The following is a 24,955-nucleotide window of genomic DNA, read 5'->3' on the forward strand; positions in this document are numbered from 1 at the left end:
GGGGCACCATTTTTGTCGAACTGTTTATCATACCTCCTTTATAAATTATCATATCTTATTTAATTGCAGTTCCTATTTTCATATCAAGTCTCCATTGAGGAGGCTTGCCGTCATCTCCCCAATATTCATCCATTGAAACAATCTTATCATCTTCAATTTTTATAAAGGATGTTGCGTGAACAGATGTATCGTTGCCGAATACTTTTACGGCAGTAATGATTAGATTCTCTATTTTTTGGATCCTCTCAACTTCCGCTTCCCATTTGCCGGGATATTCGCAATTAGCTTTGATAAATTCTTCTAAAGTAAATTGCTCATTTGTATTATGCCATCTGATAGTTGCGGTTTTATTAAAATAAGAGCGTATCTTTTCGGCATCTTGTTCCGCAATTGCTTTCCAAAATTTTTTTATATCCAAATGTGTTTTCTCCACAATAGTTACTGTATCTTTTCATTTGCTTTTTTTTGAAATTTTTCATTGTTGTCTATAAAGCGTTCATGAGTTCCTTCTACGATTAAGCCTATTTTGTCATAAACCTTTACCGAAAAGATACGTTTTTTCCATTCTATGTCTGTAAGTTCACTTTTACAATATACCTTAACATTGCCTATATCTTTAATATCGGATTTAATAATAACTCATCAAACATCGGATGATAAAGTACTGTATCATCAAGCTTCAAAATACTTGTAATTTTATTACCTGCATCTTTTGAAGAACCTCCGCAATGATATATTGCTTCATTTTTTGTGTTATAATCTATTGCAATATATCTATCATGATATTTACCCTTTGTCTTTTGAAAGGAAAGAGAAATATTAGGATACTCAATTTTAAAATCCTTTAAAATTGAAGCAGTCAACATAGTACGATGTTTAATATTATCAGTAAAAATTTTGATAGTGATATTTTCCTTTGTTTCTCTTAATAATTCTAAAGTTTTTAATCCTATGTAGTTATCTACTACGTAAACAGTATGCTTAGCCGATTTATATATTTTTTGATAGGCTATATCAGCTTCTATTTTCTTTCCATCCATAATCAAAAAGTGTTTATAGGTATCGGGATCAATAAAATTATCCATGACCTTTTTTAACTCTTCTTTCGTAGCCATTTGTGATTTTATTTCAGATATATTTTTAGTGTTTTGGTTTGTTTGTATTGCTATTTGTGCCAGTTCCTTAGAGTTTATAAAATCTTGGTTTTCAATTAGATAGTCTTTCATTTGCTTAAACATTCTTATTAAAGCCTTGCTTTGCTTTATTGCAAGATCTCCTTTTAATACTGTCATAAGCATATAAATACCTTGTTCCGTAAAGGCATAAGGATTATATTTGATATTGCTTCCTCTTCCCCTTATTTTGTTCAAGGTCGCAAAATGCGACCTTGAAAGTATCTGTACTTCTTCATCGGTTAATTGAAACATGAAATCATCTTCGAATTTCTCGATATTTCTTTTGACTTGCTCATTAAACCTTTTTGTTTCATATCCATATATTTCAGCAAGGTGGAAGTCAAGCATGACCTTTTGTCCTCGTATAGTGTAAATTTTTTCTTTAATTATTTTTTGATTTACTACAATCGGTTCTTTTTGTAATTTTGCCATATTAACATCCTATAAATTATAGATAAATAGTGAGGTCGAATTTATGTCAAACTGTTTATAATATCCTCTTTATTTGGTATTTTATATTATAAGTTTTAATTTTTCAAGCAGTTGAGAGTTCCCAATCCTTTATAAATTCCATTTATAATCCAAAGCATGATTATTCCTGTCAGTTTAATATTAATGATACTGAGCCAAATAATCATCGCTGCCGGTATAATTAGATTTGCCGTCATTTCCGGTAATAAATGTGCTGGAGTTTTTATCAAAATATCCCATGGGTACTCTAATAAATTTATCGCAAACTGCACATCTTATATCTTTTAGTGTTAAATATGCTGCCTTGTGTGATATGAGCGTGGAAAAATTTAAAAAAATCACATTTGCTGTTTTGCATATTATTACTAAGACTAAAGTAATCAATGTATTTTTATCGCTTGCTCCTCTAAAGATATGGCTGCTATTATGCCTATAAAAGAATAAGATAATAATTCACATAACACGGAAAATGAACTTAATAAAACCGATAATATTTTTTCTTATACGGTTTTATAAACTCTTTCATCTCTTTAAAAAAGCTGTAATTTTTTTCAGATTTCATTTTTTTACTCTTTACTAATCAATAGATTTTTCTAAAATATGTTTTCTTACTATTTTTTGTCCTATATAAGCTCCGATTATTGCAGAAAAAATTACTAAAATTAATAAAATCAGTGCACCCCATGAGGAAATTAATTTTCCTGCTTTTGTAATATTTCCTATCAGTTCTTGTTCGTTCATCTTATCCAGAGTCTTATTTAATGCAATTGTATAAGGATAAATTACACTCCCTATAGATGCAAGTGCTTGTTGAATTACATAGCTTATTCCGATATACTTTAAATTTCCATATCCTTTTTTATAGAGTAATAATTCGGCTATTAAACCGGAGAGGATAAACATTAAAATATAAGGCGGATAAAATGAAATAATGCCTTGAATAAAAGAATAGATTATAAATGCTCCTCTTTTTTTTACCTTTACTCCAATAACATAAAAAACTACTCCTTGTAATAGGGAGTATAGTACGGGCGTTAAAAGAATGGTGATTGGTGTCGCATACATAAATGTACCCAATGAAAATATCAAAATATTGCATAATGATAATAATGTAACTGTGATAACGTCCTTTACTTTTAATTTGCCGTTGTTCATCTTGAATCTCCTTTTTATTTTAAAAATATACTTATAACTGAAACTGAAGCTAAGACTATCATCACAAAATAATCTTGTACTCCGAATTTCAATCCAATATATGAAGTTTTTTTATTTTTCATACTTATGCCCCTTGTTTCTGCAGAAGCGGATAATGTTTCTGCTATTCTTATTACTCTAAATATAATTGAGGTAATAAGAGCTTCGCAATGCAGAAAAGTTTTTTTTAATATGTTTTTTCTTCGTAATTTTTTCTGTTCTTTATTGATTGTTTTAGTAATTTAAAATCATTGTTGAGTACCGGAAAAAATCGAAACGAAACAGAAAGAATCAGTATCAACCTTTCCGGTACTCTGATTTTTCTTAAACCTGCCAGCATATTGGTTGCTCCTCTTCCTCCAAGAAGAACAGGGAAGATCATAAATATTAAAATATATCTCGGCAATAGATTTGCCATAAATATGGTGGCTGTATTGGGAAATAGTATTTCAAGTCCGTAAATAAGACATAAAATAATTAAATATATAAAAAAAGTTTTATATCTTTTGTTGATAAGCGAAAATATTAATAAAACTAAGCTGTATGTTTGAATTAGGATCTTATTATCTATTCCGATTGAAAACATACAAAGACCTAAAAAGAACAAGCTGACTCGCGAATCTAATAGTTTGTCCTTTTTTAATTTGATTTCACTGTGTTGGGAAGATCTGTTGTCTAATATTGTTATAAGAGTTTTTATATCTTTTAGCTTGCATGTTTGTTGTATTATGCCGTCTTCTATTTTTAAATATTGTTCGGCAACGGCTGCAACGAATTCCAAATCATGGCTTATCAATAAAACAATTTTTTCTTTTTTCATTTTATCGATGAGCTTTACACATAAATCCATACTCCATTTATCAAGTCCTGAGGTTGGTTCATCTAAAATAATCAGTTTTTTGCTTGATAAATATGCTGTCATCAATGTAAGTTTTTGCATTTGTCCGCCTGAAAGCGAAAAAGGATGCCTGTTTCTAAGGCCCCACATGTCGAATTCTTTTAATAAGGGTTCTATCTCATCGTATTTGGAACTGTCTATACCGTATTTAAGTTCTCCGATTACCGAATTTGTAAAAAATTGGAATTCCGACTCCTGCATTATAAAAAGGCTGTTTCGATATAAATCATCATATTTCATAGCCTTTCCATTAAGGTATATTTTCCCTTGTGTAGGTTTTAATAAACCGCACAAGCATTTTCCTAATGTTGTTTTTCCTGCACCGTTTTGTCCTATAATACAGGTAATTTCATTAGAATTAAGTTTAAAAGATATATCATTAAGGATTCTTTTTTTGCCGTATTTAAAAGAAATGTTTTTAACTTCCAATACATTTTCTTGATTATAAAATTCCTCTTTTTTTGGATGCATTTCTATTTGATTTATGTCATTAACTCTTAAACCGATATTTTTTAAATCGTTTTGTGAGAGTTTTAAAAATATATCTTTATCATATTTTTCAAAAATATAACCGTTTTTTATAAGCCAGTATTCATCAGCTAAATCATGCAGATAATATAGCCTGTGTTCACTTATAATAAGAGTCTTGCCTTCTTTCTTTAAGAGTAATAAAAGTTCCGTTAATTTTTTTATTGCCGTATAGTCCAAATTTGCAGTGGGTTCGTCCAGTAAAATAATATCGGAGTTCATAGCCCATGCTGCCATTATTGCAATAAGTTGGCGTTCTCCGCTTGAGAGTTTAAACACCTCTCTATTTCTTAAATATTCTAATCCGAATTTTAAAAAAGCATTATCGACTCTTTTTTTTATCTCGTTTGAATTTATGCCTTTGTTTTCTAAGCCGAAAGCAATTTCAATATCGCTTTCTAAAGAAAAAAACTGACTTCTGGGGTCTTGAAAAACCGATGAAATTTTATTTCCTACTTCTCCGATTGTTTTGTTTACACTGTCTTCCCCATCTATCTTAATAAACCCTTCAAATATTCCTTCATAAAATTCCGGAATTAAATGATTTAAACATCTTAAAATTGTTGATTTACCGCAGCCGCTTTCTCCGCAAAGTACAATACACTTTCCTTTTGGTATAATTCCCCGTATATCCTTTATTGCTTTTTCGTTTTTTGCATTGTAGGAAAAAGTGATTTTAAAATCTAAAATAGGTTTAAGTCCCTCATTTATATCGTCCATACCTATGATTCCTTATTTTAAAAGATTTTTGAAAATCTTTTTCCAGCCTGCAGCAATAAATTCTCCCATTGTTTTTATATACTCAATAGTTTCTTCTTTACCATATCCTTTTTTTATGATCATCGAGTATGCATTGAGTTGCTGCTGCATTACTAATTCTACAAAATCTAATTGCACATCACTGATATTTGAAGATGTGTTTTTTTTGATAAATTGTTTTGTTTCAGTTATTTTATTGTTTATTATCTTATGAAGCTTTTTTTCTATAGAACTGCCGTTACTGCAGCATAATAATAGTTTACATTCGTCATAATAATTAAACAAAATATCTATATAGTCGGCTGTTTCTTTTAATATACTCTTAATAAAATTATTAAAATTTTTATCCGTATAATAGTTCATATATGATGATTTGTTTTTTAATCTTGTGTCATTTATCGATTTAAAAAAATCTTCCATAAGGCTGCAAAAAAGTTCATCTTTGCCCTTATAACGCGTATATATTGCTCCTGTTGTAACTCTCGCTTTTTGGGCAATTATATTGATAGAGGTTTCTTGAAATCCGTTCTTTAAGAATTCTTGTTTTGCCGCTTCAATTATCGGCTTATCCAATTCATGATTTTTATTAGCCATATATCTCCGGATACTATAATCAATAATTTTGTTATCGATTATAACATTATTGATTGTTTTTGACAAGCCCCTAATCGTGTTTTATATTATAAGTTTTAGATTTTATTTCTCCTTAACTTCCTATCCGCCTTACTTCTTCTATTTTGTCTCTTATGACTGCTGCTTCTTCAAACATGAGCATGTCGGCATATTCGGCCATTTGAGCTTCAAGTTTTTTGATAAGTTTTTTTCTGTCGGCAGGGTTTAAAATGTTTAGGCTGTTGATAAGGGGGCCGGCTTCTGCAAGGGCCGCTTCTTTTTTAATTTCATTTTCCCGCGTTAAAATATCTTCAATTGCTTTTTTTATTGTCTTGGGTGTTATACCGTGTTCCTTGTTATAGGCTTCCTGAATAGCACGGCGGCGGTTTGTTTCTTCTATGGTTTCTTTCATAGCATCGCTTATTCTGTCGGCATACATAACTACTTTCCCGTTTTCGTTTCTGGCTGCCCTGCCTACAATTTGAATAAGACTTGTAGTAGAACGCAAAAAGCCTATCTTATCTGCATCGAGAATTCCGATAAAAGAAACTTCCGGTAAATCGATTCCTTCGCGCAATAGGTTGATTCCTATAAGCACATCAAATTCTCCTGCACGCAAGCCTTTTAAAATCTCGACTCTTTCAATCGTTTCAACTTCGCTATGAATATATTTTACTTTAAGACCGAGCCCTGTAAGATAATCGGTTAAGTCTTCCGCCATTTTTTTTGTGAGGGTTAAGATGAGGCTCCTTTCGTTTAAGGCAATACGTTTTTTTACCTCACCGTAAATATGCTCCATCTGGCCGTCGCTTTTATGAATTTCTATAATCGGATCCAAAAGACCAGTGGGGCGTATTACTTGCTCGACTATGCGGGTAGAGTATTTAAGCTCTTTCGGCCCCGGCGTTGCTGAAACAAAAACGGCCTGATTCAGCATCTTTTCAAACTCTTCAATTTTTAATGGGCGGTTATCTAAGGCACACGGAAGACGGAAGCCGAAGTCTACAAGATTTTGTTTGCGGCTGCGGTCGCCTTCGTACATTGCTCCTACTTGAGGAAAGGTTACATGGCTTTCATCCATGAATAATAAAAAGTCATCGGGAAAATAATGGAAGAGGGTAGCGGGAGGCTCTCCGGGCTTTCGGTTTGCGATTGGGGCAGAGTAGTTTTCAATGCCGGGGCAATAGCCCATTTCGGAAAGCATTTCGATATCGTATTCGGTGCGGGTTTTTAGCCTTTCCGCTTCAAGGAGTTTTCCTTCTTTATTTAAAACATTCAGTCTTTCTTCCAATTCTTTTTTTATCCTTTCAAGAGCATTTGGAATTGCATCTTCGGGCATTACAAAGTGTTTTGCAGGATAAATTGAAAGCTCTTCATATTCCTGTATTACCTCACCCGAAATCGGATTGAATTTTCTGATGCGTACAATTTCTTCCCAATCGAATTCAAGACGGTAAGCATCTTCCATGTAGGCCGGAAAAATTTCCATTACGTCTCCTTTGACGCGGAAGCGGCCTCTTTCAAGGACTGCATCGTTTCTTTCATATTGCAAACTTATCAATTGTTTTTTTAATTTTTCGATTTCGATGTTTACGCCCTTTTCTATGGTTATGCGTAAGTCCCGCCACGATTCGGGAAGCCCCAAACCGTAAATACAGGAAACGGTGGAAACGACGATTACATCTCGGCGTTCCATAAGGCTGAAGGTTGCCGATAGGCGGAGGCGGTCGATCTCGTCATTTATTGAAGCGTCTTTTTCTATATAAAGGTCGCGTGCGGGAACATAGGCTTCAGGCTGATAGTAGTCATAATATGAAACAAAATATTCGACGGCGTTTTCCGGGAAAAAGGTTTTAAATTCTCTGTAAAGCTGGGCGGCAAGGGTTTTATTGTGGCTTATGATTAGGGTCGGCTTTTGTACGGCTTGAATAATATTTGCCATTGTAAAAGTTTTTCCCGATCCCGTAACACCTTTGAGCGTTTGAAATTTGTCGCCTGCAATTATTCCTTCTGAAAGGGCCTTGATAGCTTCTCCCTGATCTCCTGAAGGTTTATAATCCGAAATAAGTTTAAATTGCTTCATCTTATTTTACCTGTCATGGTTTTGATTTCTTTTTAATAATTGGGCATCTTCCAATTTTTCCAAATTTTTAATTAGCTTGCTTGCCGTTAAGCTATAGCTTGCTTTTGAGTTTTGAGAAGCTAGGCTGTGGGCGAGGTTCCCTGTAATTGCAGCATCAAGGGGTTTATAACCTTGGGCCAAGAGGGAACATATAAGGCCTGTCAGCACATCTCCTGAACCCGCCTTTGAAAGAGCCGGGGAACCCAGCGAATTGATAAATATTTTTCCGTTATGGGCTATCAAGGTATTAGCTCCCTTTAGCACGAGCACAAGTCTAGGAAATTTTTTTGAAAAACTTAAGGCCGTGATAAAGCGTTTTTTTTGTATTTCTTCAATGCTTAAATTTCCCAAACCGGAGATATTTAAAAGCGAAGAAAATTCTTTTGGGTGAGGGGTTAAAACGGCAGAGCTTAATTTGGGTAAGATTGTTTTTAGTTCGGTATAATAAAAAGCATCCGCATCTATGACTATGGGCATTGATTGCACTTCCTTTATTTTCAAGATAGAAAAAAGTTCATCATTTTTTCTTCCAAGGCCTTGACCCAAGGCGAGGCTTGTAAATTTACTCAGTTCAAATTTGCCGGCTTCAAAGCCGGCTTTGAAGCCGACTTTGAATTTGCCGTCATACATAAAATCGGCTTTTAGATTTTTAGGTCTTTCCCCGTTTTCTCCTATCAATGTTACAAGGCCTGCACCGAATTCTAAGGCGGCAGAAGCTGCCAAAAGTGCTGCCCCGTTTTTTTCGCCTATAATTATTCCTGCATGACCGAAAGTTCCCTTATTAGTGTTTTGTTTTTTTCTTGAAGGGAGAAGCATATCTTCTTTTTCGAGTAAAAAAATATTAGGCTTCTCGTTTTGCTCATAAGAGGAGCGGGGCAGGCCTAGGTCTATTACTTCGATTTTTCCCGTAATATCCTTTGCTTCATCCGAATAAAAAGCCTGCTTTAAGGCTCCCATTGAAAAGGTCATATCACATATAACTGCATTAGGGCTTGCTTCTCCGTCAAGGTTTAAACCGCTCGGTATGTCGCAGGCAATTTTAAAAGCCTTGACCTTGTTTATCTTTTCAATTGTTTTTTTATCCTCGGCTTTTAAAAGCCCTTTTAGGCCGGTGCCTAAAAATGAGTCAAAAAGAATATCCGATTCGGGTAAGATGTTTTTGGCTGTTTTTATATTCAAGGCTTTTAATCTTTCGTATTGTAGTTTACATAGTTCCGATTTCGGTTCTTTTAAAATTACGATGTGAAGATTAAAATCATCGGCCAAGATTCTTGCAAGGGCAAGCCCGTCCCCTCCGTTGTCTCCCGAACCGCATACAATCTGTAAAGTTTTTTTTGCTTCTCCTTTTTTTACGGGAAAAAGATTTTTAATTTTTTCTGCGGAACCGCGGGCTGCGTTTTCCATTAAGATTCCGTTTTTTAAATTAAAATCTTCTTCGGCTCTTTTATCCAATTCTCTTAAAGAATAAAAAACATTTTGCATAAGTCTTTTCCTTTTATACCTGCACAAATCTTACAGTCAGATTCGGAATATCTATGTCCTCCGCTTTTACGTTTATGCGTTCATTGACGGATAATTCTTTTTTTAATCTCATTTCGGTTTCATAGCCGATAGACGGAATGGAAATGCGGGCCGTGTTTTTTATGGTTTCTAAGATTACGGCTTCTCCTTGCCAGTTAGGGTTTTGTAAAAGATAGATCAGAGTCCAGTGTTGCCGCGAGGCTCTTTCGGCATAGGAACAATTTTTGCCTGCAATGTCTCCTGCCGCTATTCTCATAAGAAGGTCATCGGTTTTCATCACCTCTTTTCCGTCGATAAATTTTAAAAGCTGTTGATGGGCGACCAAGTCTCCGTAGCGGCGGAGGGGGCTTGTAACTTGACTGTACGTTGCAATTCCGAGGGCTGAGTGCATTGCAGGAATTGTGCCCACATTCCTCGGCCTCATAGCTTTTCTTTTTCGGTATTCGCCTGCAAGCCCCTCGGGAAGTTTTTTCGGTAATTCTGGAGCTTCCTGACTTACATACTGAAACGGAATATTATTTTTAAAAGCAAAGCGGGCAGCCGCCTCTCCTGCAAGGAGCATCATTTCTTTTACCATCAAAAAAGATTTCGTAAAGTTATACGGGCTTATAAAAACTTTTTGATTTTCATTTTCGGTTTCTACTTTGATTTGAACTTCCGGCATGTCTATCGAAACTGCCCCGGCCGCTTCCCGTTTTTTTCTGTTTTTTTCGGCTATTTCAAAGAGGGGGCTCAGACTTGCACTCATCTTTTCTTCATCGGCCTTTTCAAAACTTATGCAGTTGACTTTTATCTTGGTACGCAAAATATCTACATCGAGAATTTCTGCCGATTCATTTAGCTTAAGTTTAAACGACAGTGCATAAGAGTCATCATGCAGGCCGAGGGCAAAGGCATCGACTGCCGATTCTCCCAACATTCTGGAAACACCTTCAGGGATGTACAAAGTCGCCCCTCGCTTTCTTGCATCCATGTCGCTTTTGGAATCGGGTGTAATGATGTCGGCCGGATTTGCAATATGAATCCATAAGTGTTCTCCGTCAAAGCATACGGCATCGTCGGGATCAGTGCTGCCTTCATTGTCGATGGCATAGGCTGTAAGATGGGTAAGGTCTTCATATTTTTTATTATGCTCAATGGGCGGCAATTCAAGCTTAGGAGAATTTAGCGGATGCTTAAAACGGGTGGGGTAGGGATTTTTTTCTATTTTCCAATATCCAGTCTTAATTAAAATCTTATGGGCCGATTCCGGAGTTTCTTTTAAGTGAGCCTCGCTTAAGAGTTTTGACTTGTCTGTTTTTTCTAAGGCTAGGGCTTCTATTTCCTGCAAAAAATGAGAGTATTTTATTAAGTCGAAAATTTCTTCTTTTTTTTCTTTTATAAATTTTGATAAGCCGGTTATAAATTCTTTACGCTCTTTTTCTTCTGCCTGCTTTTCGGTTTCTTTTTTTAGTGCAGCAGCGGCTATGGCCTCAGCTTCTTCTTTTGTTCTTATTTTAATCGGAAGGTCAGGGCTTTCTGTAATAAAAAGAGGGGAGGCTGAAACTAAAAGCCAAGCCGCCCACATTTGTTCCGGGTTTAAATTTTCCCAAACCAATTCGCTTATTTCAGAGAAGAGGGCGGTTCCTTCTTCAAAAAAATCCGCGGCTTCATTAAAGTCAGGTTCGGGACAGGAAGCGGTTAAAATATTTTTTAATGATGAGGAATTATTTGGAGCCAAAACGGAAAAATCTTTTTCGCGCACCTTTTTGATGCCCGTTTCCGTTTCTATTTCAAATTTCCCGTCAGCCTGTCCTTTTATAAGAGCCGGACGGTTTTTATATAAGACGATTGCATTAGTATTCATTTTTGTTCCTCAAAATAAGCCGCTTAAAATAAGCGGTTTACAATAATTTTACAATTCAAGTTTTGTTATAGATATTTGCCTTATAAATCCGTTTAAATATAAAACCTGAATTTTGTTCGACTTATAAAAATAGTTTTCACAATCTCCTGCCGTATAAATCGGTTTACCGAAAAAACTTTCAAAAGATTTTTTTGTTTCTCCTACCCGTAAATCATTTGGCAATGATAAATTAGAATCTGCAAAAATAGAAATTTTTTCTATGTTATTGTTTGTTGCAGTTGAAATAGAAACCTCGGCATTTAAAAAATCGTAATACCACTTTTCAGAAAAATAATTATACTTTATTCCTGAAGGTTTACCCCAATATTCGATTAAATCATCTGTGGTATCTTCGAGCTTAATATTTTTTAAAATTATGGGGCTGTATTTTTCCATAGAGAAAATTAAATTACGTAATTGTTCTCTCACCTTTAATGCCTTACTTGTTTCTCCCAATCCAAAAAGAATTTTCGCATAGTTAAAAATTAGCAGCCTTGTATCGATTGTAGTTCCTGCAAATAGAAAGAGCGGGTCGTTTTTTATGATTGAATTTTCTTTTATTAAAGATTCGAAAATCAGTTTTGACTTTGTAAAATCTTTTTGCAAAAGGTAGAGGAGGGAAGCATAGTTGGATGCGGCAATCAGGCTTCCTGTTCCGTTTTCACTTAGGTATGCTTTTTCGGCAAGGGAGAGAGCCAGATTTTTATCATTTATGTAAGGAGAATAAAAAAGAAGCATTGAGTATGAGGATTCCAATCCGGATTCTTCAATCGAATTTAGGTAACTTTTATACGCTCTGACAGCTTCATCATAATCGTTTATATTTCCCGGAATTGCTTCGGTTTCTTCATTTGTTTGATTTATTAAAAGGCTTTTGGGATCGAAATTTAAAATCTCATAGTTTTGATTTACTGTTTTTGAATCTTGTGCAGCTGCAGGATAGGCGGTTAAAAGTCCTTCGTTTGAAATACCTGATGCCCATTTTTTATGTGTTATTATGGCGGCCAGTCTTTTAAAATACATATTGTTAGGAAAGGCAGTCCGCAGGGCAGAGACTCTTTGCTTTGCATCTTCGATAGCATTTTCATCATCACTTCTGACTGCATCAAGCGCATAGAAAATTTCATCGGCAATAGCTTCTGCCTCATCCTTGTGTTTAAGTAAGTTACTTATGCGCTGTTGAGGTGAAAAATTTTCGATAAAAAAGCTTTCGAATTTTTTTGTATAGTTAGGGTCATTTTGGATTCTTTTTAGGTCTTCAAGATGATTGTAAAAAAGGTTTAAATCATAGCCTGCAAGTTTTAAAAGAATTAAGGTAAAGCTGTCAGCAGTCAAATTATAGCTTTTTAAAAGTTCGCTGTTTTTTTCTCCGCTTCTCCTTGGATCCGAAAAATAGACCAATTTATTGTCAAGGGCAAAAGATGCAGCCGCATTAGCCAAAAAGACTGAAAGCGTTTTTTCTCTTTCCATATTTAGATTTTTTATCCGGCGTGGCGAAGCTGTTAAATTTTCGGCAATCCTGGCTTCTATGTAATCAAAGAGACCGGTGCTGATTAAGATGGTTCCGTCAGGATAAATTCCGCATTTTATTATTTGGTTTTCTTCTATAAGAAGACGCATTCTTCCGCGATAAAGCTCATTATTTCTTATGAGCATAAAAAGGGAGGCATTAAGCACTTCCTGCCAAACCCCTAAGCTTTCGGCAGATATTTCGTTGATTGAGGCTGTTGCGATTTCATTTCGGTAAAAATCCATGGCTTCGGCTCTTATTTCTTTAATTGACTTGTCATTTTCTTGGGCAAAACTTTGAGCATAGCCTTGAAAAAGCGTTAAAATGAGAATAAAACAACAAAGTTTCCGCATAATTTTTCCTTTTATCATTTTCACATAATAGCACAATATAGGATTTTTAGCAAGATTTCGCATTGATTTTATCGATGTTATTAATTTTTGATTATGCGTAGTTACTGATACCATTGTCTTTGATTATGCGCAAGGTTATAGCCTTTTACTTCGGTTTTCGGCAGTTATTCTGCTTTCTTCTACTTTAAAAATCAGTCTAAATATGGTAATATAAAAAGACTGGGGGCTTGCATGATCACAAATGTTCAGGAATGTATAAAACCGATTTCATACATAAAGACAAATGCCGCTGATATGATGCATTTTGTGAATGACAGAAAAGAACCGCTTATCATTACGCAAAATGGGGAACCACGGGCAGTTTTGATTGATGTTGAATCGTACCAAGAAATGAAAAATGCGTTCAATTTCTTGAAAATAATTCAACTTTCTGAAAAGGATGTAAAATCCGGAAAAACTAAATCGGCTTCGGAAGTTTTTGCAAATTTGAGAAGGCAGTATAATCTTGGAAATTAAAGAAGTTATTGTTTCTCGGTTTGCAGAAGACGATTTGAATGAAATTGTAGGGTATTATTTTTCTTTAAGTCCGAATTATGTAGAGAAAATAGTTTCTGAATTTGAAAAAAATATTATGTCTTTGCAGAACAACCCTAAGAGCGGAAGGATTGTTCCTGAGCTTGAAAGACAAGGGATTTCACAATACAGGGAATTGATTCAAGGGCACTATAGAATTGTGTATGAAATTTCGGAAGATAAACTAATATTTCATACAATTATTGATGGCAGGAGAAATTTTGAAGATATAATAATCTCAAAATTGTCTCGTTATTATGGAAATAAAACCTAAGGCCCGCTTCAACCGGCAAGGTAAATAATACCTTAAAAAATTCAACAATCAACATCAATAAATATACCTTGATTTTTTCTCATAAGTACGATATATTGTACTTATGAGGAGTTTTGTATGGATGCAATTACATATTCGGATTTACGCCGCAATCTAAAAGCATATATGGACAAAGTTTACAATGACTATGAACCCTTGATAATATCAAGGAAAAATTCGGAAAATGTGGTTCTTCTATCGGTACGTGAGTATAATAGTCTTATTGAAACCGATTATTTGCTTAAGAACGAGGCGAATGCAGCTCATTTAATGAAATCAATTGAACAGCATAGAGCTGGGAAAATACAAAAACACGAGTTGCTGCAAGATGAATAAACTCTTTACAGATGAGGCTTGGGCTGATTATATCTATTGGTTTAATACGGATAAAAAAGTTCTTAAAAGAATAAATGATTTGATAAAAGAAATCGAAAGAACGCCGTTTACGGGCAAGGGAAAACCGGAACCGTTAAAATATTCTTTGTCAGGATATTGGTCAAGGCGGATAAATCATGAACATAGAATAGTATATCAAGTAGAAAAGCAGCAGTTAGCGTTTATTTCTTTTAGGTACCACTATGAAAAATAGTTTAATCTATTTCTATCTTTTCTCCGGTCTGCTTGATTAAAGGTGCTATAATATGTTAGAGTAGGCCAATGGTAAAAGCTGTTTTTGCAGGGTCCTTTGATCCGCCCACCTTCGGGCATTTAAATGTAATTGAAAGAGCTCAAAAGATATTCACCGAGGTGCATGTAGTAATCGCCGTAAATAACAACAAAAACTATTTGTTTTCGGGTGAAGAGCGTAAACATATGATGGAAGAACTGACCCAAAAATGGGATAATGTTTTTGTAAATACTTGGAATTCGCTGATAGTAAACTATGCCGAAAAAATCGGTGCCAATGTTTTAATCCGCGGTGTACGGAATGTTTCCGATTTTTCTTACGAATTCGATCTTGCCGTTATGAATAAGGGCTTAAATCAAAAGATAGAAACCGTTTTTATGGTTCCCGACACAAAGTACTTTGTGTTGCGTTCAAGCTCCATAAAAGAATTGGCAGCCTTCAAGGGCAATCTTTCCGGCATGGTTCCTCCTATAGTCGAAAAAGCCTTAAAGGAAAAAATATAGGAAATATAAAACCCTTTGCGTAAGGAGGTATAGATGTTTATTATAGAAATTTTAGTTCCCATTTTCCTTTTGGTGTGGTCTATTGCATCTTTTTTAGCGTATTTATACACCCGTTATTTAATAGATAAATACGATAGGGCTTGCTTACCCGGATGTCGTATTAAGGCCCAAAAATATCAATGGAGTTCAAAAGAGGTATGGGAAAAATCTTTTACCCTGCTTTCCGGCTTGTGGTTAAAATTTTTTAGTATCTTTGCACCAATAAGCCTTAGTATTGATAGTCTTTGGCTCTTCCTTAAATCCTTCCGCTTATATATCTCGATAGCCGGAGGCCTGTTTTTTCTAATTTTTATGCTTATATTTATAATAAAGGGAATAAAAATACACAAGTCTTTTTGCTCAAAAGGGTGGTTTTGGACTTCTTATAATACCAATTCTTTTAATGATGTTTCCAAGACTTGAGAAAATTTATGCCTTGTTGTTCTGCTTTTAGCTTTAAACCATATGGGATAGTACAGTTTGTCCTAACACGCCTGCTATCTATTTCATTTTTTACAAGGTCAGGGTAAATAGTAATAGCACAAACTATATCTCCATCGTTTGTCTGTATGCCTGAAAACTCCTCAACAGGCAGTTTTTCTCCGTCTTTTTCCATTCCATATATATGAAGTTCTAAAGCTTCTTTTGCCATTTTTTGTGCATCAATAAAGTCTTTTCCATAGCTTACACAACCTAAAACATGCGGAAAATACACACTATATGCTCCATCTCCTGCCGCTTCAAAAACAGCCAAATATGTTTTATTTCTCATTTTATACCTCTTAATTTTCAAGTGTTTTAATTGATAATGTGAACCTTTAGTTTCACAAATATACCATCCGTTTTGTTTTAAGAGCTTTAACACTTCCTTTGCTGTCATATGTAAATTATACGTATAAAAAATGCGTATGTCAATGGTTGAAATTTATCTTATTTTACAACTTACCGTCAGGTGTTGAAACACTATGATAATGTCTATATAATAAACTGTGGAGATAAAAAGGTAATGAATGAAAAACTAAGTATGAGAATAAAGATGCAGACAAAGGGAAAATATCGTCAACATTAGGTGGTGAGTCTAAAATAAACTTAAAACAAGCATATTATTAGGTTAAATATTAACATATTTTCTTATTCAAAGTTTTTTCTTTGAGACTCGTATAATTCAGTGAAAAGACCATTTTGTTTGATTAGAGAATCAAAAGTTCCTTTTTCAATAAGCATTCCCGAATCAATAACAATTATTTTATCGCAGGATTTTACGCTGCTCATCCGATGCGTTATGATAAGTACAATTTTACCCGCACTCTGTTTAAAAATAGTTTCGATAAATTCATTTTCTGAAATTGGATCTATTGCAGATGTTGGCTCATCAAAAAATATACAATTACTTGTCCGTGTAAATGCACGCAATGCAGCAAGTCTCTGTTTTTCACCTCCGGATAGTTCTTCGCCGCCGTATTGCGTACCAATATAAGTATTCTCTTTATTTTCAAGCCGTTTTTTAAATTCAATTCCTAAAAATTTTAGTTTTTCTTTTTTTGTTTTTTCTTCTTCTTTAGAATGTTCTGGCTTTATAAAAATATTTTCATCAATCGTGTATCCTGCATATATTCCAAAATCTTGAAACATGGCAGATATACCTTGACGATACGTTTTTTTATCTAATTGTGAAAGATCGTATTTACCGTTTATAATTATGCTTCCCCTTTGAGGAGTGTAAAATCCAAGTAGAAGTTTTACTAATGTTGTTTTACCGCTTCCATTTTTCCCAACAAGTGCATACGTTTTTTTGGCATCCAGAAAAAGAGATAGGTTTTTTATAATATATTCTTTTTTATCGTATGAGAACCAAAGGTTTCTTATTTCCAACGATTCAATTTTTTCGGTAAAAATTATTTTTTCATTAGTGGATACTTTTCTCGTTTCTCTCTTTTTCCAATCAATAATATCAAAAAAGTTTTTAAAGTATCCCATTAAAATAAAATACCATTTTCCATATGTAGCTAAATCTTGAATTTCATATTGGGAGTACATAAATGCTTGAATATATGCTGCGAGTGCTCCGACAGCGATTCTTTTTTTTACAATAATAAAAATTACGGCGAAAAATAATGCTGCCATAAGTACGGCTGATACGAAACTTATAAATATGTTCAATGCAGCTCCTCGGTGTGCAATATGAATAATTTTTTTTAAATACTCATCCCTTGTTTTGATATATGCACTCTTAAAATTTTCCGTAAAACCGAATAGTAAATTATCTTTTGCTTTTTCACTTTCAAGTCCATGTTTAATATATGTTGTCAGCTTTAACTTTTCTTGTTGCATACTTTGAGTTTTTAGCCATTGTTTTTTCCCACTGATTTGTGAAATTATAAAAATAGGAACCGTAGAACAGAGCATTAAAATCGGTAAAAGATAATCAACCGCTAATAAAACACCAACCATGCTTATCAAGTTTACTATTTTTTGTAAATTGATACTTATATTGAAAACGTAGTTTTGAGGGCGTATATGTATCTGTTCTCTTATCATATCAATTTTTACCAGATTTTCTTTATTTTCAAAAAAACTTACATCATCTAAAACTATTAATTTTTCAGAAATGGAATTTAAAATACTGATAGAAAATTTTTCAGTTATTATGGTATTCAGAGTGTTTTGCAAAGTAGAACTTAATTCGGATACAAGTGTTACCATTACCCAAATTGCAAGGAGGTTAAATATTTCTGAAAATTGCAGAGGTATAGATGTTTGTATGCTTTCGGCGATAATATTAATTAAGTTCATAGAAATAAAAATACGAAGAGAAGGTAAAATGCCTGAAAGTATGGTTATGGTAATAACTGCAATTACCCGTAAAGGAGATGCTTTTAGAAATAAAGTAAAAGTCCTAAAAAAAATATTTTTCATTCAAGCCAGCCTTTATTGAAAATGCTCTGTTTTATGTATTTTGAACTATTCAAACAATTTTTTAGAGCAAGTAAATTTTTATTTATATAATTGTTGTCAATCATATCTATTTTCAATTGAATATTATCAAAAATCGAACTTGAAAAAGCATTTACGATTTTTAAATTCCTATGATCAAATAGATCTTTAGAGCATGCATCCCTATAAAAAAAAGGTATTAGTCCTTGCTTTAAAGCTAGTATTTCGCTATCTATTATCATATTTTTAGTTTTTTGATCAAAATGAAAAAGAAAATCATTATTTAGTTTTGTTTTTATAGTATCCCAATATTTCTTTTGATTTTTCAATTCATATGGCTGAAAACTTCTAACATATATAAAATGGTAGAATGCAGTAGATCTTATAATATGTTTATATTTGAATTGATTAATATACTCTCTATTTAAAGTATTTTTAATTTGATGTTTTTTTGAATAATTTTTAACAATGTATTTTTGAATGCATTTTGAATAATATCTGCATAATCTTCTGCATAAATAATTCCATTAGCATCATATGCTCTATTGTGGGACTTATAATTACTTAGTTTTCTATACTTAACAAAAAAATCATCAGTACCATCATTTACTACAAAAGGATATAGATAACTTTTATTTCTAACCTCTCCTCCTTGTAGTGCAGAAACAAAACTTCTTTCTGTTTTTGCTTTATCAAAATGTTCTATAAACAGAGTTGCTTCAATATCTGTTATTTTTTGATCTATATGAACCTTAGACCTGTTATTTTTCTTTAGATCTGATTTAAATGTGAATAGCGATTCGAAATCAAGAATTACAGGATAGTTGGCGTTAACAAGTAAATTTTCTAAATGCACATCAGTTAAGTTTAATGATGTTGATACTGCCATTAATCTACCGGTATGTTTATAAAATTCTAAAGGTGTTTTTACAATAGGTTCATAATCAAGAAAATCATAAATTATATAGTTATTTGTTATTCCTAATATGTTCTTTCTAATATATTTAATATCAAGAATATTGCATATTTTATAAAAACAATCAGCGGGATTGCAAGGTGAGGGTTTTAAAAAAAACTTTTTTTATTTTTTAAAGTTATACATAACGGCATAAGCGATGTGGAATGTAAATCTCCAAATCCAAGAGTGATTTCTTTAATGTCATTATCACAAACTATATACGCAATTTTTTTTAGATCAACTATCGCTTTATTAATGCTATTACTTGTTATCTTTATAAAAGCTGTAATATTTTCATCAATTATATCTAATAAACCATATTTATTTATATCACTTAGTAGATGTTCATATGGCTGTGTAAAGTAATTTTTATAAACGTTTTTTTCTTTTAATTGTTTTTTTTTGAAAATCAACAAAGCTATGGACGGTATCATAAGCGTTTCAAGTTGTTTTATTAAAAAATTCTTATAGTTATTAATAAATTCAGAAATATAATTTATTTCATTTTTCCAAAAATTATGTGATAAAATAAATTGATTATAAAAGTCAAGCCTATTTTCCTCAATTTCTCCGTGCATATTCCACTTCCAATAGCTTTTATATATACATATAAATTAAAAACACATTGTCACTAGTGTCTATATATAATTATAATATTCCATTCCAGAGACAAAAATATAACGAAGTGCTAAAACATCATTATAAATTAATAAAGTATACATGATATATTTTAGCACTTACTAATCAACTAGATTATACATCGAATTTAGTGAAGTGTTTATATATAATTAAACAAAACACTACTAATATAATAATTAGATATTTAATCTTTAATTATTATATTATCACATGTACCAGTACCACAATCCTTAGATGAATTTTCCAAAAGATTATTTGAAAACAACTCTTCAAAAAATGAAAAATCGAGTTCAACTAATCCGGTTTTTATTATATCATTTTTTTTATAAGTTGTCTATTTTAAAAATGTAATTCTCACGGAGAGTAATTTTCAGATATCTTATGTCTATAATTCTTCAGTAAAATGTTGTTTTCACTATTTTTACAAATTTTGTAGTAGGAAATAGTAGAAAAAATTTAGAAAAATCGTAATTTTTTCTAAAAATTTCATGAAAACTATTCAGCACTAATATAATTTTTCAAAAATTGATTATAGTTAAATATAATGATCTGCAAATTTTATTAAAAAGTTTTTCTCCTCATCATAAAATAGTAAAGGCCCGCGATAAGATAAAGACAGGCAGAACTTATAAAAAATGAATCGGTTTTGATAAGGCCCGCTGTAATTCCTCCGGCTAAGAAAAAAAGAATGTTTAGGCTGTAAAACAAAAAAAATCGGAATTTGTCTTTTTTGCCCCTAAGGCACATGGCTAGGGCAAAGGCTGCATCTGTAAGGTAGCCTGTTATGTGGGTGGTTCTTACAAGGATATCTCCATAGAAGATAAACATGGCGTTTTGAACTCCAGCTGCGAAGCTTAGGGCAGATATTTTGAGGATTTGGGGTGTTTTAAACAGTGCTAAACTTAAAAATATTATAGCCAGGCCCATCAGCAAAATGCCGTATCTTTTTTTTAATCCGAATTTTCTTTGGTGGAATAAAAGTCCCGAAAAAAAAGCTCCCGCAAAAAAGGCAAGAATCGCCGAAGCAATCATAAAAACTTCCGCTATATTTTTGTGTGCAATTGAAATGGCAAGATGACTTACATTCCCCGTATGGTGGCTTACAGGCAAAGAAAAGCTGCGGATTGCTCCTACATTTATAAAACCCGACAAGAAAGTTAAAAAGGCTATCCAGATTTTAAATCGCCGGTCTTTTAAGGTGTCGGTCATAATCAATCTATCAGCCTAAAATCTGCTTATTTTTCTTCATCGAGGATAGTGTTATATATTGAAGAATATTCTTCTTTCCCTTTTTCCATTTCGAATTTAGAGGCTCTTTCCCTCAAAAGGAGCTTTACAGCGTAGGCAAAAATTCCGTCGGAAGAGAAATTTTCGGCCCCTCTTACCGTATCGGCAGCCTGAAACCTCGCATTATCCAAAAAAGTTTCAGCCTCAAGAGGATTTTGAATTGAAGCTGCTGTTCTTGCAATTTGTACCGGTGTGAAAGCCGAAGAAAGCAAAACTCTTTCGTCATAGGAAATAGGAGCTTCCCATTTTAGCTTTGCCGAGCGTACCTGCTCAAGGGCTATTCTAAGAGAACGCTCAAACTCATACCACTTATCCAAATAGGCGGAACCTGTGCTTTTTTCTTCTCTTGGAGGCTCAAGGGATAGATTTTCCAAAATTTGAGCATCTTTTTTTGAAAGAGAACGCAAAGCCAGCTCTTTAAAGGCTTTAAAGCTCATAGGAGGCTGTAGATTAGGAAAAATTGAAGGCAGTTGAGCCGTCAAATAATAGTAGGAGGCCACCTTTTAAAGCTCCTTTGCCGCATTCTTTAAAATTTCGGCTGTTTTGGGGCTTAGATATGACGAAAATAAATCTGCAACGGCTTCTGCCGAGAAGTCATAATAAGCAGCTCCGTCCTTAGTTCCGATTCTAAATCCGCCTGCTATCTTGCTGTCGGCTTTAAGCTCCAGTCCTTTAGCAATATGCTCTTTTAAGGCAGCACTTAAAGAGGCCTCAAGCTCTTTAAGGTCTTTATCTGCAAGAATTACGGATAAATTCTCGGTATTGCCGGTTTTTACCCAGCCCTTTACTGCTTCGGGAATCAGATTTTTTAGAACCGCTGAATCGTAATTTTTAGCTGTTTCAGCCTTTATAATGGCATTAAGTTCATTTAAAAGACCTTGTCTAAACGAAATAAGAGTATTTCTGCCTGCCTGATCTATAGAAGATTCGGCTGCTTTTTGGAATCTGAGAGCTTCGGCCTCTGCTCTTTTTATACTTTCCTGAGCTTCCGCTTCCGCCTTTTCAACAATATCTTTTGCCTTTTCTTCGGCCGCCCTAATTATTTCGGCAGCTTTTTCATCGGCAGCGGCAACTCCGTCTTTTTTGATTTTATCAACAAGCTCTTGTAATTGAACTTCCATATATGTCTCCTTAACAAAGTTATGCTTTCATTATTGTAACAAAAAAAGAAATTATTAGCAAGATGGGCCTTGACAAATTTTTTAAATTTATTATAATGATAGATGAACATATGAGCATTTGTTCATATGAATAGGTGATAAAATATGATGGAAGATGATGAAATAGGTATTTCGGATGAAGAAACCGTGGCTCATGCAAGGGCTAAGATGCCTGATGAGCAGACAATGAGCGATTTAGGAGACTTTTTTAAAAACTTCGGCGATTCTACCCGTATTAAAATTGTTTCCGCTCTTATTTCAGGGGAGCTCTGTGTTGCTGATCTTGCTGAAGTTTTAGAAATGTCGGCTTCGGCCGTTTCTCACCAGCTTAGAATTTTAAGGCAGGCTAAGATAGTAAAAAGCCGCCGTAACGGAAAACAGGTTTATTATACAATCGATGACAACCATGTCGGAATTCTATATTCCGTAGGTTTGGAACACATCAGGGAGGGCAGGTAAATGGATTTTAAAAAAGAAAATGAACACAAGCATGAAGAACATCATGAACATTGCGGACTAGGCCATGAAGAACATCACGAGCACAACGGCTGTGACGAACATGACCATAGCGGACACGGCCACCACGAGCATGACCACGATGAACATTGTTCCTGCGGGCATAAAGAAGAAAAAGATTGCCGTATGCGTGGACATGACCACCACGATCATCACGAACATGACCACAGCGGACACGGCCATTACGAGCATAAGCACGATGAGCACTGTTCTTGCGGGCATGACCACCACGATCATCATGGACACGATCATTCAGGCTGCGGCTGTGAACATCATCACGGCTCCTCAAAAGAGATGGTAGTGCAGTTCGGTATTTCGGCCTTGTTTTTTGCTGCAGGTATTCTTGGCCGAATTTTTTTTGACGAAGCCGGAATACAAATTAAAAATTTCTATGTTGCCGTTTCGACTGTTTTATTTGTTATAGCTTGGTTGGTTGCAGGTTATAAAGTCTTGTTGACTTCGGTAAAAAATATTTTAAAAGGTCGAGTTTTTGATGAAAATTTTTTGATGTCGGTTGCAACAATCGGTGCCTTTATTTTAGGAGATTGGACTGAGGGTGCCGCCGTTATGCTTTTTTATAATTTAGGTGAAGTTGTTCAACATTCTGCCGTCGAAAAATCGAGACGTTCAATCATAGATCTTATGGACCTCCGCCCGGACTTTGCCCGCCTTTATGATTCCGATTCTAAAGAAAAACTTGTAGATCCTGCAAGCGTAAAAATCGGTTCCTTGGTTCTTGTAAAAGCAGGTGAAAAAATCCCCTTGGACGGCATTATTTATGAAGGAAGTGCCGAACTTGATACTTCATCTATGACGGGAGAAAGCCTTCCGCGTACTGCAGAAAAGGACAGCCCCGTACTTGCAGGCTTTGTAAACTTAACTGGAGTCATAACGGTAAAGACAACAGCTTCCTTAGAAAATACCGCTGCCTCAAAGATGCTTGAGCTGATTGAGTCCGCACAAAATAGGAAGGCTAGGGTAGAACGTTTTATTACCTCTTTTGCAAAGGTTTACACTCCTATCGTTACGATAGGCGCTGTTCTTCTTTCGGTTTTACCGCCTCTTTTAAGTGCACTTATTTTTTCATCACCTATTAACGGCTGGGAAAGTTTTGCTCCTTGGGTTTCACGAGGCCTTGTATTTTTGGTAATTTCTTGCCCTTGTGCCTTTGTTATTTCTGTTCCGCTGGGCTATTTCGGAGGAATAGGAGGGGCAGCAAAACGGGGCATACTGATTAAAGGGGCCGATTACATAGATTCTCTTTCGAAGGCCGATGCCGTTGTCTTCGATAAAACCGGAACTCTTACTAAGGGTGTTCTAAAGGTTATGACCTTAATGCCTGCGGAAAATGTAGAAAAGTATGAGTTTTTAAGATTGGCCGCCCTTGCCGAATTTAATTCTCATCATCCGATAGCTAAAGCCGTTCAAGATTGTGCCCTAATTAATTTGTCTGAAGAGGTAACAAAAACTTTTGTAACTACCGAACTTACAGATTATTATGAAAAGGCCGGAAAAGGCATCTCGGTAAATTACAAGGGAAAGATTCTTTTAGCCGGCAAAAATTCCTTTATAAGCGAAAACATAGGAAAAGAAATTCCTTTATACGGGGATGAGATAGGCGGAACTCAAGTTTATGCCGCTTATGACGGTGAGTACATAGGCTGCTTGATTTTAACCGATACGCTTAAAAACGAAGCAAGGGAAGCTATATCCGATCTAAATAAATTGGGGCTTTCGAGGGTCGAAATACTTACCGGCGATAATGAAAAATCGGCCAAAAAGATTGCAGAAGATTTGGGTATAAAAAATTACACCTCAATGCTTTTGCCGCATGAAAAGGTTTCAAGATTTGAGGAAATTTCCGATGAAGTAAAAGCTAAGGATAAGAAGGCTTCGGTTATCTTTGTAGGGGACGGTATAAACGATGCCCCCGTATTAGCCCGTTCGGATGTAGGCATAGCTATGGGAGGCATAGGAAGCGATGCAGCCATTGAAGCGGCTGATGTTGTTCTTATGAACGATAATCCCCGCCTTGTTGCCTCCGCCATAAAGCAGGCAAGGTTTACCCGAAGAATAGTTTGGCAAAATATAGCCTTGGCCTTCGGTATAAAAATCGGCTTTTTAACCTTGGGAGCTCTAGGTCTTGCAAATCTTTGGGCAGCCGTATTTGCGGATGTCGGAGTTGCCTTATTGGCCGTATTTAATTCTTTAAGGGCAAAAAGATAGACTCAAGCCAGGCTTATGCCATGCTTACGCCACGCTCACTATAAAATAGATTAGGAAAAAACCGGTTTGAGATCTGTTTGGATTTTGAACCGGTTTTTTATTGTTCTATAAAATGAGTCTGTTTTATAAACTCGAGAATTTTTATGATACC

General features: G+C 34.5%; 24 protein-coding genes and 1 pseudogene. 8 read left to right on the forward strand and 17 right to left on the reverse strand.

Annotation, left to right across the window (positions count from 1 at the left end; translation table 11 throughout):
• Positions 1–55 precede the first annotated feature (55 nt).
• The 10 genes from JO40_RS08970 to JO40_RS09015 all read right to left on the reverse strand — a co-directional run bounded on the left by JO40_RS08970 (position 56) and on the right by JO40_RS09015 (position 13,046).
• Positions 56–418 carry a nuclear transport factor 2 family protein gene (locus tag JO40_RS08970; protein WP_044979039.1) on the reverse strand — a complete coding sequence of 121 codons (363 nt, stop codon included), beginning with the start codon at positions 416–418 and terminating at the stop codon, positions 56–58.
• Between the two features lie 20 nt (positions 419–438).
• A complete protein-coding gene (locus JO40_RS15350; RefSeq protein ID WP_420864568.1) occupies positions 439–636 on the reverse strand; it encodes a thioesterase family protein in 198 nt (65 codons plus the stop codon).
• The gene (locus JO40_RS08975) at positions 609–1,607 is read right to left on the reverse strand and encodes an ORF6N domain-containing protein (RefSeq protein WP_044979040.1); all 999 of its coding nucleotides are present in this window, start codon (positions 1,605–1,607) and stop codon (positions 609–611) included. The genes JO40_RS15350 and JO40_RS08975 overlap by 28 nt, the downstream gene beginning before the upstream one ends.
• Before the next feature lie 615 nt (positions 1,608–2,222).
• Positions 2,223–2,801 (reverse strand): MptD family putative ECF transporter S component, encoded by a 579-nt coding sequence (locus tag JO40_RS08985; protein WP_044979042.1) that lies wholly within the window; start codon positions 2,799–2,801, stop codon positions 2,223–2,225.
• A 226-nt stretch (positions 2,802–3,027) separates the two neighbouring features.
• Positions 3,028–4,986 carry an ATP-binding cassette domain-containing protein gene (locus tag JO40_RS08990; RefSeq protein ID WP_201771179.1) on the reverse strand — a complete coding sequence of 653 codons (1,959 nt, stop codon included), beginning with the start codon at positions 4,984–4,986 and terminating at the stop codon, positions 3,028–3,030.
• Positions 4,987–4,998: 12 nt separating this feature from the next.
• The gene (locus tag JO40_RS08995; protein WP_044979043.1) at positions 4,999–5,619 is read right to left on the reverse strand and encodes a TetR/AcrR family transcriptional regulator; all 621 of its coding nucleotides are present in this window, start codon (positions 5,617–5,619) and stop codon (positions 4,999–5,001) included.
• 112 nt (positions 5,620–5,731) lie between these two features.
• Complete coding sequence (gene uvrB / locus JO40_RS09000; RefSeq protein WP_044979044.1) at positions 5,732–7,720, reverse strand: excinuclease ABC subunit UvrB; 1,989 nt, start codon at positions 7,718–7,720, stop codon at positions 5,732–5,734.
• A gap of 6 nt (positions 7,721–7,726) precedes the next feature.
• A complete protein-coding gene (locus JO40_RS09005) occupies positions 7,727–9,241 on the reverse strand; it encodes a bifunctional ADP-dependent NAD(P)H-hydrate dehydratase/NAD(P)H-hydrate epimerase (protein WP_044979045.1) in 1,515 nt (504 codons plus the stop codon).
• 13 nt (positions 9,242–9,254) lie between these two features.
• A complete protein-coding gene (locus tag JO40_RS09010) occupies positions 9,255–11,126 on the reverse strand; it encodes a ribonuclease catalytic domain-containing protein (protein ID WP_044979046.1) in 1,872 nt (623 codons plus the stop codon).
• Between the two features lie 48 nt (positions 11,127–11,174).
• On the reverse strand, positions 11,175–13,046 hold the full coding sequence (locus JO40_RS09015) for a hypothetical protein (RefSeq protein WP_044979778.1): 1,872 nt from the start codon (positions 13,044–13,046) through the stop codon (positions 11,175–11,177).
• A gap of 213 nt (positions 13,047–13,259) precedes the next feature.
• Here JO40_RS09015 and JO40_RS09020 point away from each other — a divergent pair, with 213 nt between their 5' ends.
• The 6 genes from JO40_RS09020 (at position 13,260) to JO40_RS15255 (ending at position 15,507) form a co-directional block, all read left to right on the forward strand.
• Entirely contained in the window at positions 13,260–13,544 is a 285-nt protein-coding gene (locus tag JO40_RS09020) for a type II toxin-antitoxin system Phd/YefM family antitoxin (protein WP_044979047.1), read from the forward strand.
• Positions 13,534–13,875, forward strand: a complete 342-nt coding sequence (locus JO40_RS09025) for a type II toxin-antitoxin system RelE/ParE family toxin (RefSeq protein ID WP_049992356.1) — start codon at positions 13,534–13,536, stop codon at positions 13,873–13,875. The genes JO40_RS09020 and JO40_RS09025 overlap by 11 nt, the downstream gene beginning before the upstream one ends.
• A 117-nt stretch (positions 13,876–13,992) precedes the next feature.
• Complete coding sequence (locus JO40_RS09030; protein WP_044979049.1) at positions 13,993–14,250, forward strand: type II toxin-antitoxin system Phd/YefM family antitoxin; 258 nt, start codon at positions 13,993–13,995, stop codon at positions 14,248–14,250.
• Positions 14,243–14,503: a Txe/YoeB family addiction module toxin gene (locus JO40_RS09035; RefSeq protein ID WP_044979050.1), complete on the forward strand. Its 261-nt coding sequence runs from the start codon at positions 14,243–14,245 to the stop codon at positions 14,501–14,503. Before JO40_RS09030 ends, JO40_RS09035 begins: the two co-directional genes overlap by 8 nt.
• Positions 14,504–14,571: 68 nt before the next feature.
• Positions 14,572–15,045: a pantetheine-phosphate adenylyltransferase gene (coaD, locus tag JO40_RS09040; protein ID WP_044979051.1), complete on the forward strand. Its 474-nt coding sequence runs from the start codon at positions 14,572–14,574 to the stop codon at positions 15,043–15,045.
• A gap of 33 nt (positions 15,046–15,078) precedes the next feature.
• Positions 15,079–15,507: a hypothetical protein gene (locus JO40_RS15255; protein WP_044979052.1), complete on the forward strand. Its 429-nt coding sequence runs from the start codon at positions 15,079–15,081 to the stop codon at positions 15,505–15,507.
• On the opposite strand, the gene JO40_RS09050 is transcribed toward JO40_RS15255, so the two are convergent.
• The 7 genes and pseudogenes from JO40_RS09050 to JO40_RS09075 form a co-directional block, all read right to left on the reverse strand.
• On the reverse strand, positions 15,485–15,856 hold the full coding sequence (locus JO40_RS09050) for a type II toxin-antitoxin system HicB family antitoxin (RefSeq protein ID WP_044979053.1): 372 nt from the start codon (positions 15,854–15,856) through the stop codon (positions 15,485–15,487). The two genes, JO40_RS15255 and JO40_RS09050, sit on opposite strands and share 23 nt — an antisense overlap.
• A 359-nt stretch (positions 15,857–16,215) precedes the next feature.
• A complete protein-coding gene (locus JO40_RS09055) occupies positions 16,216–18,000 on the reverse strand; it encodes an ABC transporter ATP-binding protein (RefSeq protein ID WP_044979054.1) in 1,785 nt (594 codons plus the stop codon).
• Positions 17,997–19,045, reverse strand: a pseudogene (locus JO40_RS15355) (DUF4135 domain-containing protein). The gene JO40_RS09055 and the pseudogene JO40_RS15355 overlap by 4 nt, the downstream one beginning before the upstream one ends.
• A 38-nt stretch (positions 19,046–19,083) precedes the next feature.
• Complete coding sequence (locus JO40_RS12895; RefSeq protein WP_049992359.1) at positions 19,084–19,554, reverse strand: hypothetical protein; 471 nt, start codon at positions 19,552–19,554, stop codon at positions 19,084–19,086.
• Between the two features lie 622 nt (positions 19,555–20,176).
• Positions 20,177–20,824: a YoaK family protein gene (locus JO40_RS09065; protein ID WP_044979055.1), complete on the reverse strand. Its 648-nt coding sequence runs from the start codon at positions 20,822–20,824 to the stop codon at positions 20,177–20,179.
• Between the two features lie 26 nt (positions 20,825–20,850).
• Complete coding sequence (locus tag JO40_RS09070) at positions 20,851–21,402, reverse strand: DUF2764 family protein (RefSeq protein WP_002671416.1); 552 nt, start codon at positions 21,400–21,402, stop codon at positions 20,851–20,853.
• A gap of 3 nt (positions 21,403–21,405) precedes the next feature.
• A complete protein-coding gene (locus tag JO40_RS09075; RefSeq protein ID WP_044979056.1) occupies positions 21,406–22,023 on the reverse strand; it encodes a V-type ATP synthase subunit E in 618 nt (205 codons plus the stop codon).
• A 144-nt stretch (positions 22,024–22,167) separates the two neighbouring features.
• On the opposite strand from JO40_RS09075, the gene JO40_RS09080 reads away from it, so the two are divergent.
• Both JO40_RS09080 and JO40_RS09085 read left to right on the forward strand, forming a co-directional pair.
• Complete coding sequence (locus JO40_RS09080; protein ID WP_044979057.1) at positions 22,168–22,521, forward strand: ArsR/SmtB family transcription factor; 354 nt, start codon at positions 22,168–22,170, stop codon at positions 22,519–22,521.
• On the forward strand, positions 22,522–24,804 hold the full coding sequence (locus JO40_RS09085; protein ID WP_173402614.1) for a heavy metal translocating P-type ATPase: 2,283 nt from the start codon (positions 22,522–22,524) through the stop codon (positions 24,802–24,804).
• Positions 24,805–24,955 lie beyond the last annotated feature (151 nt).

Source organism: Treponema putidum (assembly GCF_000755145.1).
GTDB classification, from domain to species: domain Bacteria; phylum Spirochaetota; class Spirochaetia; order Treponematales; family Treponemataceae; genus Treponema_B; species Treponema_B putidum.

What these genes read in the sequence shown, in the direction of transcription:
- JO40_RS08975 (WP_044979040.1), bottom strand. Translation starts at nt 1,607, where the DNA reads ATGGCAAAATTACAAAAAGAACCGATTGTAGTAAATCAAAAAATAATT.
- JO40_RS08985 (WP_044979042.1), bottom strand. Translation starts at nt 2,801, where the DNA reads ATGAACAACGGCAAATTAAAAGTAAAGGACGTTATCACAGTTACATTA.
- JO40_RS08990 (WP_201771179.1), bottom strand. Translation starts at nt 4,986, where the DNA reads ATGGACGATATAAATGAGGGACTTAAACCTATTTTAGATTTTAAAATC.
- JO40_RS08995 (WP_044979043.1), bottom strand. Translation starts at nt 5,619, where the DNA reads ATGGCTAATAAAAATCATGAATTGGATAAGCCGATAATTGAAGCGGCA.
- uvrB (WP_044979044.1), bottom strand. Translation starts at nt 7,720, where the DNA reads ATGAAGCAATTTAAACTTATTTCGGATTATAAACCTTCAGGAGATCAG.
- JO40_RS09005 (WP_044979045.1), bottom strand. Translation starts at nt 9,241, where the DNA reads ATGCAAAATGTTTTTTATTCTTTAAGAGAATTGGATAAAAGAGCCGAA.
- JO40_RS09010 (WP_044979046.1), bottom strand. Translation starts at nt 11,126, where the DNA reads ATGAATACTAATGCAATCGTCTTATATAAAAACCGTCCGGCTCTTATA.
- JO40_RS09015 (WP_044979778.1), bottom strand. Translation starts at nt 13,046, where the DNA reads ATGATAAAAGGAAAAATTATGCGGAAACTTTGTTGTTTTATTCTCATT.
- JO40_RS09020 (WP_044979047.1), top strand. Translation starts at nt 13,260, where the DNA reads ATGATCACAAATGTTCAGGAATGTATAAAACCGATTTCATACATAAAG.
- JO40_RS09030 (WP_044979049.1), top strand. Translation starts at nt 13,993, where the DNA reads ATGGATGCAATTACATATTCGGATTTACGCCGCAATCTAAAAGCATAT.
- JO40_RS09035 (WP_044979050.1), top strand. Translation starts at nt 14,243, where the DNA reads ATGAATAAACTCTTTACAGATGAGGCTTGGGCTGATTATATCTATTGG.
- coaD (WP_044979051.1), top strand. Translation starts at nt 14,572, where the DNA reads ATGGTAAAAGCTGTTTTTGCAGGGTCCTTTGATCCGCCCACCTTCGGG.
- JO40_RS15255 (WP_044979052.1), top strand. Translation starts at nt 15,079, where the DNA reads ATGTTTATTATAGAAATTTTAGTTCCCATTTTCCTTTTGGTGTGGTCT.
- JO40_RS09050 (WP_044979053.1), bottom strand. Translation starts at nt 15,856, where the DNA reads ATGAGAAATAAAACATATTTGGCTGTTTTTGAAGCGGCAGGAGATGGA.
- JO40_RS09055 (WP_044979054.1), bottom strand. Translation starts at nt 18,000, where the DNA reads ATGAAAAATATTTTTTTTAGGACTTTTACTTTATTTCTAAAAGCATCT.
- JO40_RS12895 (WP_049992359.1), bottom strand. Translation starts at nt 19,554, where the DNA reads ATGCACGGAGAAATTGAGGAAAATAGGCTTGACTTTTATAATCAATTT.
- JO40_RS09065 (WP_044979055.1), bottom strand. Translation starts at nt 20,824, where the DNA reads ATGACCGACACCTTAAAAGACCGGCGATTTAAAATCTGGATAGCCTTT.
- JO40_RS09075 (WP_044979056.1), bottom strand. Translation starts at nt 22,023, where the DNA reads ATGGAAGTTCAATTACAAGAGCTTGTTGATAAAATCAAAAAAGACGGA.
- JO40_RS09080 (WP_044979057.1), top strand. Translation starts at nt 22,168, where the DNA reads ATGATGGAAGATGATGAAATAGGTATTTCGGATGAAGAAACCGTGGCT.
- JO40_RS09085 (WP_173402614.1), top strand. Translation starts at nt 22,522, where the DNA reads ATGGATTTTAAAAAAGAAAATGAACACAAGCATGAAGAACATCATGAA.